13 protein-coding genes are annotated in these 14,680 nt (G+C 40.7%); all 13 read right to left on the minus strand.

Features of this window, described 5'->3' with window-relative positions:
- Positions 1–7: 7 nt before the first annotated feature.
- The 13 genes from PG086_RS05530 to topA all read right to left on the minus strand — a co-directional run bounded on the left by PG086_RS05530 (position 8) and on the right by topA (position 14,586).
- Positions 8–994 (minus strand): GMP reductase, encoded by a 987-nt coding sequence (locus PG086_RS05530; RefSeq protein ID WP_270748038.1) that lies wholly within the window; start codon positions 992–994, stop codon positions 8–10.
- 173 nt (positions 995–1,167) lie between these two features.
- A complete protein-coding gene (locus tag PG086_RS05535) occupies positions 1,168–2,472 on the minus strand; it encodes an McrC family protein (RefSeq protein ID WP_270748252.1) in 1,305 nt (434 codons plus the stop codon).
- Positions 2,473–2,479: 7 nt separating this feature from the next.
- Positions 2,480–4,471 (minus strand): McrB family protein, encoded by a 1,992-nt coding sequence (locus PG086_RS05540; RefSeq protein WP_270748039.1) that lies wholly within the window; start codon positions 4,469–4,471, stop codon positions 2,480–2,482.
- A 152-nt stretch (positions 4,472–4,623) separates the two neighbouring features.
- Positions 4,624–5,403 (minus strand): L-threonylcarbamoyladenylate synthase, encoded by a 780-nt coding sequence (locus PG086_RS05545; protein ID WP_247931055.1) that lies wholly within the window; start codon positions 5,401–5,403, stop codon positions 4,624–4,626.
- Positions 5,404–5,427: 24 nt separating this feature from the next.
- A complete protein-coding gene (gene leuD / locus PG086_RS05550) occupies positions 5,428–6,021 on the minus strand; it encodes a 3-isopropylmalate dehydratase small subunit (RefSeq protein ID WP_000410640.1) in 594 nt (197 codons plus the stop codon).
- A 9-nt stretch (positions 6,022–6,030) separates the two neighbouring features.
- Positions 6,031–7,413 (minus strand): 3-isopropylmalate dehydratase large subunit, encoded by a 1,383-nt coding sequence (gene leuC, locus PG086_RS05555; protein ID WP_000907571.1) that lies wholly within the window; start codon positions 7,411–7,413, stop codon positions 6,031–6,033.
- A 3-nt stretch (positions 7,414–7,416) separates the two neighbouring features.
- The gene (locus PG086_RS05560; RefSeq protein ID WP_033585355.1) at positions 7,417–7,686 is read right to left on the minus strand and encodes a DUF1294 domain-containing protein; all 270 of its coding nucleotides are present in this window, start codon (positions 7,684–7,686) and stop codon (positions 7,417–7,419) included.
- Positions 7,683–8,720 carry a 3-isopropylmalate dehydrogenase gene (leuB, locus tag PG086_RS05565; RefSeq protein WP_033585356.1) on the minus strand — a complete coding sequence of 346 codons (1,038 nt, stop codon included), beginning with the start codon at positions 8,718–8,720 and terminating at the stop codon, positions 7,683–7,685. Before leuB ends, PG086_RS05560 begins: the two co-directional genes overlap by 4 nt.
- A gap of 11 nt (positions 8,721–8,731) precedes the next feature.
- Complete coding sequence (locus PG086_RS05570) at positions 8,732–10,294, minus strand: 2-isopropylmalate synthase (RefSeq protein ID WP_270748042.1); 1,563 nt, start codon at positions 10,292–10,294, stop codon at positions 8,732–8,734.
- Positions 10,295–10,607: 313 nt separating this feature from the next.
- Positions 10,608–11,264, minus strand: coding sequence for an MmcQ/YjbR family DNA-binding protein (locus PG086_RS05575; RefSeq protein ID WP_084976202.1), 657 nt, complete (start codon positions 11,262–11,264; stop codon positions 10,608–10,610).
- 43 nt (positions 11,265–11,307) lie between these two features.
- A complete protein-coding gene (locus tag PG086_RS05580) occupies positions 11,308–11,940 on the minus strand; it encodes a copper homeostasis protein CutC (RefSeq protein WP_270748043.1) in 633 nt (210 codons plus the stop codon).
- A 92-nt stretch (positions 11,941–12,032) separates the two neighbouring features.
- A complete protein-coding gene (locus tag PG086_RS05585) occupies positions 12,033–12,392 on the minus strand; it encodes a YbaN family protein (protein ID WP_247917418.1) in 360 nt (119 codons plus the stop codon).
- Positions 12,393–12,498: 106 nt separating this feature from the next.
- A complete protein-coding gene (gene topA, locus PG086_RS05590; RefSeq protein WP_270748045.1) occupies positions 12,499–14,586 on the minus strand; it encodes a type I DNA topoisomerase in 2,088 nt (695 codons plus the stop codon).
- Between the last annotated feature and the right edge of the window lie 94 nt (positions 14,587–14,680).

The following is a 14,680-nucleotide window of genomic DNA, read 5'->3' on the forward strand; positions in this document are numbered from 1 at the left end:
CCATCCATTAGTGGGAAGCATCCCCGTTCCAGATAGAGTTTTTCACGATAACATAATCAACGTGTTTAAGGTCAGCAAGCCTGCGTCCACCTGCGTAGGAAATAGCACTTTGCAAGTCCTGCTCCATCTCAGTAAGGGTGTCTTGCAAGTGCCCTTTAGCAGGCAGTAAGATGCGCTTACCTTCCACATTTTTATATGCTCCTTTTTGGTATTGAGAAGCTGAACCATAGTATTCTTTGAACTGTTCGCCATCGACTTCAATCGTCTTTCCTGGGCTTTCGATATGTCCTGCAAATAGGGAACCAATCATGACCATGCTGGCACCGAAACGGATAGACTTAGCAATATCGCCATGAGTACGAATCCCACCATCAGCGATGATCGGTTTACGCGCAGCCTTTGCACACCAGAGTAGGGCAGCCAACTGCCAACCACCTGTACCAAAACCTGTCTTTACCTTTGTGATACAAACCTTACCAGGACCTATTCCAACCTTAGTAGCATCCGCACCGGCATTTTCCAATTCACGAACAGCTTCTGGTGTTCCTACGTTACCAGCAATGACAAAAGTATCTGGCAATTCTTTCTTGATATGTTGAATCATAGAAATCACGCTATCCGCATGACCATGGGCAATGTCAATCGTGATATACTCAGGAGCATCAGCCTTGAGTCGACTAACAAAGTCATACTCGTAATCCTTGACACCGACAGAAATGGAAGCAATGAGCCCTTGATCGTGCATGCGTTTGATAAAAGGAATGCGCCCAGCCTCATCAAAACGATGCATAATGTAAAAGTAACCGCCTTTAGCAAGTTGCTCTGCTACGTTCTCATCCAAAATCGTCTGCATATTTGCAGGTACAACAGGTAGTTTAAAAGAGTGATTTCCAAGCGTGACACTTGTATCTGCTTCTGCGCGACTTTTAATGACACATTTATTTGGGATCAACTGAATATCTTCGTAATCAAAAATTGGAAATTCATTTAACATATCGATGTCTCGTTTCTTTTGTAATGACCTACCTATGCTTGCGCATCTCTACGCCTTTTTCCGACGTTTCCTTGATTAATTATAAACAAAAGTACAGTTTTTGTCAAATATTTTCAATAATCAAATTATATTGTTCGGAAATTACTTGTATAAATAGCAAAAAAGTGAAGAGATTATTTTCTCCCCACTTCTTCATCAATAATCGCTTTAAAATTTTCTTCTGAATTTTCCATCATTTTACAAAATGCACTATAGGATGAGGCATTCTGAGGGATTTGGATAGACCACTTCTTCAATTGAGCTCCATAGCCAGCTAGTTTTCCTATTTCACTATTTACTGACTGCTCCATACTAGGAAAAATCAGTCCAGCTTTCTCAGATTTTAAGATATAAGAATAGGAAATCAATTGGAACAAGTCCTCATGGTTAATCCCTTTTTCAGTGAACTCCAGTTTCTTATATTTTGCATCTAGAACAATCTTTCGTTCTCTGTCATAAAAATCTGGATATACTTTTCGTTTCCCAACAGAAAATACTGAAATTCCGTCCGTTTTATCTTTATTTCGTGGATGGATAAAACCTTTTGGCAACAAGGTATGAACATACTCTTCCCAAAGCCAGGCAACATCAAAGAGAATGCCATGTACCCTTTGGGCTTGAGGTCCAAGACCATGCTTTTCTCTACTCAGAATCATCAAGCAGAGTCCCTGTAATTTTCTATACTCTCTGAAATAGGCGTGTCGGATGGGTTTGATTTTATTCATTCTGATAATCTTAGCACGATCAGCTAGTTTATAAGATGAGGTTACACGAGTAATTTCTGTCATATTTTCACGATTGCTATCGAGCAGAACTCCGAAACCTTTCTGATTCTTTATGTACTCAATCGTATGCCGAATCAACTGCATGAGTGGATTATCATAGGTGAACTCTCTGGTTGTATAGGCAATATTTCCCATAAAAGGGAGATTATTTTTCAGATGATTTCCAACATCTAGCACACCCTTCACATGACTATCGTTATGGAAAAATCGCTGGTATTCCTTATAAAGACCTTTTTGGAGAGCAGCTTGCAGATACTTTGGAAAGAGGTAAACCAAGAGTTGGTAGAGCTTATCTTCAGGAGATAGACCGACATCTAAACTAGTCAGATTGATATTGAGAACCTTTTGTAAAAGATAATGCAAAAAATGGTCGTTACTTTCATCAGAAAAACGAGAGGAAATCGTTAATCTTTCCTGACCATATCCAAGAAAACCAATTACATTTCCTGTCTTAATTTCCTGATTGACAGTTTCAAAAATCTTTTGGTCCTTGTCTAAATCAGGAGAATTTATCAAATCATTCGGGAAAATAAAGATACGGTCCTCTCGAGAAAGGCTATCTAGTGTTCTATCAAGAAGTGCTTGACTTAGGTTGGGATATCCTGCGACAAAGTCTTCTTTAGCAATTCTATACTGATTATCGGTTATACGCATCATCATTCTAAACGCCTTCATTATTATCAATTATAGACTCACTTGCTTCCCTTATACTTGTCAGATCAAATGCTTTTTTCAATGTATCCAGAGTTTCACCCTCTTCATAAGAACCTCGTAAGTAATCTTCCAAAAGCGGTTTGAGGTAATCAGACCAGAGTAATTCATAGTCAAAATCTACATCCTTCAACTTAAGGAAATAACTTGGTCCAATATGATAATGACTGTTTAGCTCCTGAACGTTTTCGATAGCAGCATTCAAATTTCTTAGACGAAGTTTTGCTTCTTCTGCATGGATATCTAGTTCTTTATCCAACATAGCAACTTGGCTTTCAGCAGTAACTTCAACAAAACGGAAACGACGACGCATAGCAAAATCAAAGGTATCTACTGAACGGTCAATATCATTCATAGTTCCGATGATATAGACATTTTCAGGGATATAAAATTTCTCATCAGTCTCATGTAAATTAGCATATTGGGTAGAAACACTTCCCTTTTCACCACGATAACCAGGGTCAATAGAGAAAAAGAGTTCACCAAAAATCTTAGAAATCTCACCACGGTTGATTTCATCGATGATGAAAACGAAGTTTTTCAATTCATTATCTATTTCTATTATTTCATCCTGAATACTTTCATTTTTTATCATTTTGTAAAGTGTCAAATAGTATGAAAATTCTTGGGTTGCATTATTTTTATTAAAAAACTGAGTTATGTCTTTAACTTGTTCAAATTGAGATTCTGAAGTTAGCATTGTTTCGATATCTTTAATTTTCAATTTTGCATTTTTTGATACCTCATTTTCAGGAATAGATATATAAATGTAATTTTCATCAATTTCTGTAATGATAAAGGACGATTGACGTTTTGTATATAACTTGTCAGACGGAAACTCCATATTAGCAAAATATTTGGAAATCTTTGCTATTGATTTTTTTTCCTTTTCTAAATCATCCTTGTTTTTATGTGAATAAAGCCAATTTTTCTTTGCTTTCTGACAAAAATCTTTAAAAATACCATCCTGTAGCTTAAACTCAATAGCTCCATCCCCATTTGATACCGGTCTCAACCCCTCTACAAAATCCGTATAATCATAGGAAGGGTGAAATTGTACAAAGCCGATTTGATCTTCATTACCACCCGTTAGCTCTGTCGCTATTTCTTTAGCAAGATAAGTTTTTCCTGTACCAGGAGCACCACGGAGGATGAGGTTTTTGGATTGTAACAAGATATTACTCAAGGGATGATGAATATTATTTTGTTCAGACATTTCTTTCTCTCCTTGATTATTATCACTGTCTATAAAATCTTTTGAATACTCAAATAAAATACTACCCAACATTGAAGATTCTAGTTCAGGATATGTTTTAGAAAATAGTTTACAAATCTCATGATTCTGACGATAGGGCCCTCCTTGATTGCTTTGGGGAATCAACCTATTCCAAAATTCATTTTGACTATTCATATTTACTCCTAAAAAAGAAGGATTCTCAGAATAAATACAAAGTAGTTTTGTTACCACTGCAGAACGCCTAATAAATTCATTCTTTGGCTTTTTCATGTCAAAGATAGGATTATTGAAATCCAACATTCTACCAGCTTGGATGATTTCATACAAATCCGATTTTAATTTGTTAAATCGGTCTTCTAGTTCTGATTCTGGAATGATTTTATTAGCTTGATTCTTATAGCTTTTGGTATCCTCATTCCAATAAATACCAAATTTTGAAGAACCTCCTCCACCAATCCCCATAAATAATGATTGGTACTTTCCTGTCTCAAGAGCATAGCAAAAAGAATTACTTTTAGCACCTTTACCAATGACATAATCATCAATAGACATGGTTAAAATTCTATCAAGTGGCCATTCTTTAAGAAATTCTTCACGTAATTGTTCATTGTGAATACTATATTTAAATGCATCTTCTCTTAATCTTATTTTATTTTCTTGGTACCAAGCATAAAAATCTTCCAAGCCAAGCTTTCTTTTATCCATCAATCTTACTCCTTTTATAATAATGTTCGAATAAAAAACTATATATTTCATATATAGAATATCATATCCTATATAAAAAGAAAAGAATTTCTAAAGAAAAAGCCTAGTGTAGAGGTTTTCTTCCCTTTCAACACTAGACTTCTTTATTTATCTTAGTAATACTCACCCTGACGGTAGTCCCATGAGTTAAAGGTATCTGACAGGTGCATCATGATTTTATCAATGTCAAGCCCTTTACGGATCACAACTGGAGCTGGTGAGATTGAACGAGCTCCTCCTTGTTCTGGGATGAGTTTGCCGTCTTTATCAACCATGGACACCATAACACCTTGCTCGTAGCGCGTTTCAATCGTTTTGTCAGGTTGGATGGAAGCCACGTAGTCGTCTGCTTCGATGACAAGGTCCACTGCTCCTTCTATACGTTCTCCGATACCTTCCACCTTACCGCGGTTTCCTTTTCCAGATGGGTTAGCTGATGAGGCGTAGACCATTTTACCTTCTTCCCACAGTTTAGCAGCCAATTGTTCACCAGCTTTACCAAACTTGATGACAAAACAGCTAGTACCACGAACGTCTGTCATGAGCTCTTCACGGCCATCACCGTATCCTTTAAGTTTTTCAAAAGCTTCTAGTTTCCATGGAAGGATACAACCGAGGAGAATGTCTTCGTCCCAATGTTTTTGGTAGAAGGCTTCAATTTCTGGGTTGAGTTGTGCTAAAGCGCGAAGCTCATCCATGCTACCGCAGAGGACAACACCTGGTTTGTTACGGTTACGCTCTTTGGCTGCGAACTTACGCTCAAGTCCTGCTTTATCGCTAGTCATGATAATGTAACCAACTTTTGTAGGGCAAACGATACATCCGCCCTCACCTTTTAAAATGTCATAGCCTTCTTGAGAAAGTGTTCCGTTCCATTGAATGTGTTTTGTCATAGTTCTATTTCCTTTTCTATTTTTCTAATCCTGCCAGTAGGCTGGACGTTGTTTTTCATAGGCAGCAATCAAGTCTTCATACTGCAAAGTAATTCCGATATCATCCAAACCATTTAAGAGCTTGTGTTTCCATTCGCTATCAATTTCAAAAGTGAATTCTCCAACTGGTGAGATGATTTTTTGTTGTTCCAAGTCCACAGTTACCTGGTCAGTTGGTTTGAGCTGAGCTAGTTTCTCTCTAACCTCCCTAGGCTGAACAATAGGTAACATGCCATTATTGAGTTCATTATTGTAATGAATGTCCCCGAAAGATCCTGCAATCACGACCTTAAAACCATAGTCAGCTAGAGCCCAAGCTGCGTGTTCCCTCGAAGACCCCGCACCAAAGTTATCCCCCGAGATGAGAATACTAGCTTTACGATATTCAGGTCGGTTAAAAACAAAATCTGGATCCTCAGTGTAGTTATCGTCCAGATAACGCCAAGCATACATAAGGTACTTACCAAAGCCTTTTTTATCAATCAACTTGAGAAACTGCTTGGGAAGGATTTGGTCAGTATCAATGTTATCATTCATAAGAGGAACGGTCGTTCCCGTATAAACTGTAAATTTCTCCATATCCTCTCCTTACTGGGCCTCTGGCATTTGCCGAACATCTACGAAGCGCCCTGCAATAGCTGCCGCCGCTGCCATAGCTGGACTGCAGAGATGGGTTTTAGCACCAAATCCTTGTCTGTCTTCAAAGTTGCGGTTACTGGTTGAGGCACAGTGGACCCCATCAGGGACCTTGTCAGGATTCATCCCTAGGCACATTGAGCAACCAGGGTCTCGCCACTCAAAGCCAGCGTCTAAGAATACTTTATCCAAGCCCAACTTCTCAGCAGCTCGTTTGACAGGACGAGAGCCTGGGACTACGATAGCCGTTAAGTTGGGAGCTATTTTCTTCCCTTTGACAAATCGAGCAGCCAGTTGCAAGTCACTGAGCCGAGCATTGGTACAAGACCCGATAAAGATATAGCCTAGTTCAATATCCGCTGGCTTTTGACCAGGCTCCAAGTTCATGTAATGATAAGCTCGTTCATCATTCATATCCTTAATTTCTGGAAAACTACTGTCAAAGTCGACGCCCATAGCAGGATTGGTTCCCCAGGTCACCATAGGAGCCAAGTCTGAGACATCCATCCGGATAACCTTATCATAGACAGCATCATCATCGCTGACAAGCGTCTTCCAGTCAGCAACCGCCTCCTCGAAAGCTTCGGGAACGCATTCCCGTCCCTTGAGATAGTCATAGGTAGTCTGGTCTGGATTCATAATTCCCATCTTGGAGCCAAACTCGATGGACATATTGCAGATGGTCATCCTCTCTTCCATGGTCAGTGCATCAATCGCTTGCCCACGATATTCAACTACATAGCCAACACCACAAGCAACGCCGTACTTGGCAATCAAGGCGAGAATGTAATCCTTAGAATAAACTCCTTTTTGAGGAACACCAGTGAATTCTACCAGCATTTTCTTGGGTTTAACTTGCCAGAGTGTCTGGGTAGCAAAGACATGCTCGACCTCACTGGTCCCAATCCCAAAAGCGATAGCTCCGAAAGCTCCGTGAGTAGCTGTGTGGCTATCTCCACAGACGATGAATTTTCCTGGTTGCGTCCGTCCTGTTTCTGGACCTACCATGTGAACGATTCCCTGCTTTTCAGAACCATGGGCAGCATGTTCAATCCCAAACTCCTCAACATTTTCTGCTAGCTTATCAATTTGAGCCTTGGAAATGACATCTCGAATATCGTAGATATTGACCGTTGGGACATTATGGTCAAAGGTCCCAAATGTCAAGTCTGGTCGTCTCAATCTGCGGCCTGCATCTCGTAATCCTTGAAAAGCTTGGGGACTAGTCACTTCATGAATATAGTGCTGGTCCACATACATGAGTTGGGGCTGCCCTTCTTCTCCTGTGATGACATGACGGTCCCATAATTTATCAAAAATCGATTTTCCTGCCATCCATTACCTCCAAATAAAATATAAGGCTACTAGTGTGGTCACCATCCCGAGAAACCAAACTGTTTTGAAATACCATTTTCTAGTCTTGTGGTGAAAGATGATTCCTGCCAACCAGGCACCAAAACCACCACAAGTAAAGGCTAAAATGAGTAAGATTTTCTCTTGGACGCGCCAAGCACCTCTTCTTGCCTTGGATTTGTCAATGCCATAAATCAATAAAATCAGCAAATTCCAAATCAAGAGGGCAAGCGTGATTCCTTCATTCATCTTCATAATCTTTCAATGATGGCTTCTGTCATCTCCTTAGTAGAAGCCTGTCCTCCAATATCTCTTGTTAAAATGCCAGCCGCTAAACTAGCTTCAACAGCACGCTCGATACGCTCCGCATCCTCATAACGTCCAAAGCTGTCTCTCAGCATCATGGCAACTGACAAAATCATAGAGATAGGATTAGCAATTCCTTGACCTGCAATATCAGGTGCCGAACCGTGAATAGGCTCATAAAGACTTGACCCCTTTTCAGAATGACTGGCTGATGGCATAACACCAAGAGTGCCTGATAGAACGCTTGATTCATCAGATAAGATATCTCCGAAAAGATTCTCCGTTACGATGACATCAAACTTAGCAGGATTGGTAATCATAAGCATAGCAGCTGAGTCCACCAACTGGTGTTCCAAGGTTACATCTGGAAAATCTTGCGCAACTTCCTCAGCTACTCTCCGCCAAAGTTTTGATGTTGCTAGAACATTTTGCTTATCGATACTAGTAACGATTTTTCTCCGATTTCTTGCAATTTCAAATGCCTTGCGAATAATCCGCTCTACTTCTTCGTAGCTGTAGTCGTTGATATCACGCGCTTTTCGCTCTTCAAGGATATGATCCCCAAAGTAGATACCACCTGTCAACTCACGTACCACGACAAAGTCTACACCAGCAATTCGTTCTAGTTTAAGTGGTGATAAATGCTTGAGACTATCAAAGATTTTTACAGGCCGAATATTGGCATAGAGATTGAGTTCCTTACGGAGAGCCAGCAAGCCTTGTTCAGGCCGAATTGCCGCCCCATCATACTGGGGACTACCGATAGCCGCAAGGAGAATAGCATCTGCTTCTCTACATGCCTTGAGGGTTTCATCAGGTAAGGGATGCCCCGCAGCATCAATACCTGCACCTCCAAAAGGTCGTCTATCTATCTCATAGTCAAATCCTGTTTTTGAAGCTAGAGCTTCCAGAACCGCTAAACCAGCTTCCATGATTTCTGGACCGATTCCATCCCCTGCTAGAGCTACTATTTTCTTTGTCATAGCCTTCTCCTTTACACACTAGGCATGTCTCGGTAGGAAACGCTATGCCCCATCTCACCTGCATTCTCTTTTTGAACAAAAGTATTGGCATTGATATAAGCAATAGCCGAAGCCTTCAATACATCGAAATCAAGACCTGCTGCGTTAAAGATGGTTTCTGTATCTCTGTTTTCAACAGTAACCAAGACACGAGCTTGAGCATCAATTCCATCTGTCACAGCATTAATGGTATAGGACACCAAGCGGACAGATTGGTTAAAGAACTTATCGATAGCGTTAAAGATTGCTTCAACGGAACCTTGTCCTGTCGCATTGAATTCGACTTTCTCACCATCCATATTGGCTAGGCTAACGAGCGCTTCAATTTCATTGTCTGCATGGGTTTGAAGTTGCAAATCATCAAAGTGGAAGCCTTCTGGATTTTCAACCATGGTTCCAGCTACCAGAGCTCGAATATCTGCATCTGTGATTTCTTGTTTCTTGTCCGCCAGTGCCTTGAACTTAGCGAAGAGTGGTTTGATATCCTCTTCTGTAAAGTCTAGAGCCAATTCTCTTAGTTTCTCAACAAAAGCATGGCGACCAGACAATTTACCAAGTGGAAGGCTATTACTCTTAACACCAACCAATTCAGGTGTGATAATCTCATAAGTGAGAGGATTTTTAAGGACTCCATCTTGGTGAATGCCAGATTCATGAGAGAAGGCATTGCCACCAACAACAGCCTTATTTTTAGGAACTGGAATACCAGAGAAGCGAGAAACCATTTCTGACGTATTAATGGTTTCATTTAGGACAATACTGGTTTCTGCCTGATAGTAATCTTGGCGAATATTGAGCGCCACTGCAATTTCTTCAAGCGCAGCATTCCCAGCTCGCTCCCCAATACCGTTGATGGTTCCTTCGACACGTCCTGCACCGTTCTTGACAGCAGAAAGGCTGTTAGCCACTGCCATTCCGAGGTCATCATGACAGTGAGGTGAATAGATAATCTGACGATCGGTCTTGACATTCTCAATCAAATATTTGAAGATAGCACCGTATTCTTCTGGCGTGGTAAATCCTACTGTGTCTGGGATATTGATATAAGACGCCCCTGCATCGACTGCTGTTTGAACGACTTGCAAGAGGAAATCCAACTCTGTTCTAGTCGCATCTTCAGGAGAGAATTCAACGATTTCAAACTTAGAACGCGCATAAGAAACATGCTCCTTAATAGCTTCTAAAATCTCTTCCTTGCTCTTATTTAGCTTATACTTGCGGTGAATCGGACTGGTAGCGATAAAGACATGGACCTGTGGATACTTGGCATCCTTTAGCGCCTCGTAACAAGCATCAATATCAGACTTGACCGAACGTGCTAGACCAGTCACCGCTGTTTTTTTCAAGACTTTAGCAATCTCCTGAACTGCCTTAAATGAGTCTGGACTAGCAGCTGGAAAACCAGCTTCGATGGCTGAAATGCCCCACTTCTCCAGCTGCCTTGCAATGGCAATTTTTTCCTTGATTGAAAAGTTAACGCCAGGTGTCTGCTCTCCATCTCGAAGGCTGGTATCTAGAAATTCAACTGTTCGCATAAGATTTCCCCTTTTCCAAATATGGTTTAAAAAAACATCTCGCTCAGAAACCCAAGCGAGATGTTGATTTACTCCCGCTTGGTAAGCCAAACAGGACTAATGCTTTTGCACTAGCCCGAGTACCTCAACAACAAAGCAAATTGATTAAACTTAGCTGTTTTCATGTTTGACTTTCTCCTTCGTTTGATATCTTGTTTAGTATTCTAGCATAGGAAAAATCTCTTGTCAAGAAAAAATCCATTATTTTCTGAAAATTTCTTCAGTAAAGAATATTTTGCTAATTGAAAGTATTTAAAATCTCAAGTAAATTTCCCTATTTTTTCACGGTTAGGTTCCAACTTCTTTCTATCAATTTCAGTACCATTTCATCTGACAAAGTATCATCAAGTGCCATACTAATCCAGTAACGTTTGTTCATATGAAAGGCTGGGTAAATTCCCTTTTGCGAAAGCAAGTCAGCCACTTGGTCGTGTTTGAGGTTGACTGCTTCCACTAGCCCTTCTCTCCCCTTATCTAACTTATCCCATGGAATTCTCATCAAAACAGCATACCACTTTTGATTGCCTTCATGACGCAATACAGCAGTATCAGGTGATTTTTCCCACAGATACTCCAGCTGATTCCCATAATCTTCCTGAACCTGAGCCATGATACGCTTAGTCTGAGGACAGATAAAATCCTGCACATCAAAACAAGCCTTCCGAATCTGGTAAAGAATCTCCAAACAAGCCTCACGGACACTTCCGACAAAACTTCCCCGCATACTTTCCATATGTACTTGAGGATAGAGGTCACCCGTTTCCTGGTCAAAGACCTGAAAGCTCACATTATCCGGAGTGATAGAAACTGTCATGAAAAAGTCACCCTGCAAAATCTGGCAACTATAGGTCCAGACTTCCCCACTTTCTACAAAACCATAGGCATGGGCTTTTTCTTTATTAAACTGATAGGATTTAAAAATTTCAAACATAAGTGAAAACTGCTACCAAAAGCTAGCAGTTCCTTTCTATTTTTTAAAAGACAACCTTGGTTCCATGCAATTGTGTCACATCCAGCTGGTCGATAAAGGCTTGACGGTTGTCAAGGTCAATCCCTCCACCTGGTAAGATTTCAATTTTACCAGCTGCATGTTCCAAAATTCTGTGATAGTGAGCAAAACGTTCTTCTAGCGAGTCTCCAGACACACCAGCACGAGTTAAGATACGAGTGACACCAGCTTGGCTGAGCCAGTCAATGGCATCCAACTGGTCTTCATCACTTAATTCATCAAAGGCCATGTGGAAGACAATTTCCATTCCTTTAGATGCGGCAATCAGCTTCTCAAGATTAGCCTTATCCAACTTCTTATCAGCAGTTAATGCTCCAAATACAACACCTTGACTTCCAGCCTGAGCAGTCAAACGAATGTCTTCTAGCATGATCGCTATTTCAAGATCAGTATAGACAAAGTCGCCACCACGGGGACGAATCATGGTCATGATGGTGGTGTCGTAGTTAGCTGCCAGTTCAACCGCTGCCTTGGTCACTCCATAACTAGGTGTTGTTCCACCAACCGCTAGATTATCACAAAGTTCGATTCGACGAGCTCCAGCCTGTATCGCTTTTTCAAGCAAGGTCACATTTTCAGCACAAAATTCGTAAATCATTTGATTCTCCTTGATGTTTTCTTTAAATTTATTATATCATATTATTTTAAATATGCTTTCATTTTTATCAAGGCAAATTACTACTATTTTAACTATTCTTTGTCAGGAATGACTTTAAAAAGATAGTAGGTGATAAAGACAGTCAAGGCTCCCAGACCAATTTTGACTGCTAAAAGAGGGGCAAAATAAATAGAAATCCCCATCAAGATATAGATAGATACGATGATTTTTTTCTTTCGTTCTCGCGCGATTGACTTGGTTTCCCGAAAGTCAGCTACATAAGTCTGATAAAGCTTTGTATGATAAAGCCAGTCTTCAAAACGCTTAGAAGATTTAGAAAAACAAGCGACAGCTAACAAAAGAAAGGGGGTTGTTGGTAAAAGTGGTAAGACAACTCCAATAACAGCTAAAGCCAGTGAAATAAAGCCAATACTGAGATAAATGATACGCATGATTTCTCCTAGATAAATTACTCTTCCTCTAGTTTCGCATACAAGGGGGAAATTTGTCAAGCATCAACAAAAAAGAGCCTGAAATTCATTTTCAGGGCTCTGCATTTTATTTAATTTTCTCTTCTTCGTAGTCGCCATTACTACATACAACCTGCTTGCCACCACCACGGACTTTTTTCTCCACAAGGAAGTGTCCGCATTTTGGACAGTCACGGCCAATTGGTTTGTCCCAGGAAGTAAACTCACATTCTGGATAGCGATTGCAACCATAGAAGACACGATTGCGCTTGGTTTTGCGTTCGATGATTTGTCCTTGATGACAGCTCGGACACTCGACTCCAATCTCTTTGACAATCGCTTGTGTGTGACGGCAGTCTGGGAAATTACTACAAGCATAGAATTTACCAAAACGTCCTAGCTTAATCACCATCGGGCTACCACAAACTTCACAGTCAAATCCAGCTGGCTCATCCTTGATCTGGATTTTTTCCATTTCGGATTCAGCCTTGGCCACTTCTTTAGAGAATGGTTTATAAAATTCATCAATGACACGTTGCCACTGCTCTTTTCCAACTTCAACATCATCCAGTTTTCCTTCCATCTCAGCTGTGAAGGTCACATTTACGATATCTGGGAAATATTCAACAATGAGTTTATTAACAATTTCACCCAACTCTGTTGGTTCAAAGCGTTTAGCTGCCAGACGAACATAGTAGCGTTTTTGGATGGTTTCAATTGTCGGAGCGTAGGTTGACGGACGTCCAACTCCATTTTCCTCCAAGGTCTTGATAAGGGTCGCTTCAGAATAGCGAGCAGGTGGTTGGGTGAAATGTTGCTCTGGCTTGCTATTGACCTGCTTGACCACATCTCCAACAGCCATATCTGGTAACATTTTGTTCTTGTCAGAGTCATTGTAAATAGCAAGATAACCATCAAACTTAACTTGGCTTCCATTTGCCGCAAACTGAACCCCATTTTGAGAGAGCTTAACAGCCATGGTATCAAAGATAGCGCCTGTCATCTGGCTGGCCACAAAACGGTTCCAGATCAGGGTATAAAGCTTGAGTTGATCTTTGTCCAAGTACTTAGCGATGCTTTCAGGTGTGTTGAAGACACTAGATGGACGAATGGCTTCGTGAGCATCTTGAGCACCTGATGCATTCTTGACCCTGCTACCATGCTTGGAATACTTGCTACCAAAACGGTCGTTAATGTAGCTTGCCGCTTCGTTCTGAGCCACAGGACTGATACGAGTCGAGTCTGTACGCATATAGGTAATCAAACCTTGCACGCCTGATCCGATATTGATCCCTTCATAGAGCTGTTGGGCCACCATCATAGTCTTTCGAGTACGGAAATTGATTTTGTTAGCAGCATCCATCTGCATGGTTGAAGTTGTATAAGGTAGGGGCGCATTGCGTTTGCGTTCTTTCTTATCTACCTGGTCTACTGTGAAATCTTTACTAGTCAAATGGGACAAGACTTCTTTGACTTCTTCATTGGTGGTCAATTTCATCTTTTTGCCATTCATACCATAGAAAGAAGCCTGAAATTGCTTGGTACCCTTCTTAAAGACACCATCAATTGTCCAGTATTCTTCCGGTTGGAAGGCATTGATTTCATTTTCACGGTCAATGATGAGCTTAAGGGCAACCGACTGCACCCGCCCTGCTGATAAGCCCTTCTTGACCTTTTTCCACAAAATTGGCGAAATCGAATACCCGACCAAGCGGTCCAAGACACGACGAGCTTGTTGGGCGTCGACCAAGTCCATATCAATCTTGCGAGGTTCTTTAAAGGCATTTTTTACAGCGTCCTTAGTAATTTCATTAAAGACTACACGGTTGGCATCATTCTCGTCCAAGTTGAGAATGTGAGCCAAGTGCCAGGAAATTGCTTCTCCTTCACGGTCCGGGTCACTCGCCAGAAAGACTTTATTGGCCTTTTTGGCTTCTTTTTTCAAGTCATTGATGAGAGGACCTTTTCCTCGGATATTGATATACTGCGGTTCATAGTTATTTTCAATGTCGACCGACATACTGGATTTTTTCAAATCACGGATATGCCCGACACTGGCTAGAACCTTGTAGTTTCTGCCTAGATATTTCTCAATCGTTTTCGCCTTAGCAGGCGACTCCACGATGACTAGATTTTTTTTAACTGTTGATTTTTTCTTCTTTGTTGCCGTAGCCACACTATCACACCTTTTCAAAGTAATAAACTTTATAAAGTGTAAACCATTTTGCCATAACTGTCAAGACTTAGCTCCTATATAGAAGAAAAGTTTA

This window comes from Streptococcus halitosis, from assembly GCF_027691175.1.
GTDB lineage: Bacteria > Bacillota > Bacilli > Lactobacillales > Streptococcaceae > Streptococcus > Streptococcus halitosis_A.

Excerpts from the sequence above, each read along its gene's own strand:
- PG086_RS05535 (WP_270748252.1), bottom strand. The coding sequence starts at position 2,472 with ATGCGTATAACCGATAATCAGTATAGAATTGCTAAAGAAGACTTTGTC.
- leuC (WP_000907571.1), bottom strand. The coding sequence starts at position 7,413 with ATGGCAGGAAAATCGATTTTTGATAAATTATGGGACCGTCATGTCATC.
- PG086_RS05575 (WP_084976202.1), bottom strand. The coding sequence starts at position 11,264 with ATGTTTGAAATTTTTAAATCCTATCAGTTTAATAAAGAAAAAGCCCAT.
- PG086_RS05530 (WP_270748038.1), bottom strand. The coding sequence starts at position 994 with ATGTTAAATGAATTTCCAATTTTTGATTACGAAGATATTCAGTTGATC.
- PG086_RS05540 (WP_270748039.1), bottom strand. The coding sequence starts at position 4,471 with ATGGATAAAAGAAAGCTTGGCTTGGAAGATTTTTATGCTTGGTACCAA.
- PG086_RS05585 (WP_247917418.1), bottom strand. The coding sequence starts at position 12,392 with ATGCGTATCATTTATCTCAGTATTGGCTTTATTTCACTGGCTTTAGCT.
- leuB (WP_033585356.1), bottom strand. The coding sequence starts at position 8,720 with ATGACAAAGAAAATAGTAGCTCTAGCAGGGGATGGAATCGGTCCAGAA.
- PG086_RS05560 (WP_033585355.1), bottom strand. The coding sequence starts at position 7,686 with ATGAAGATGAATGAAGGAATCACGCTTGCCCTCTTGATTTGGAATTTG.
- leuD (WP_000410640.1), bottom strand. The coding sequence starts at position 6,021 with ATGGAGAAATTTACAGTTTATACGGGAACGACCGTTCCTCTTATGAAT.
- PG086_RS05580 (WP_270748043.1), bottom strand. The coding sequence starts at position 11,940 with ATGATTTACGAATTTTGTGCTGAAAATGTGACCTTGCTTGAAAAAGCG.
- PG086_RS05570 (WP_270748042.1), bottom strand. The coding sequence starts at position 10,294 with ATGCGAACAGTTGAATTTCTAGATACCAGCCTTCGAGATGGAGAGCAG.
- PG086_RS05545 (WP_247931055.1), bottom strand. The coding sequence starts at position 5,403 with ATGACAAAACACATTCAATGGAACGGAACACTTTCTCAAGAAGGCTAT.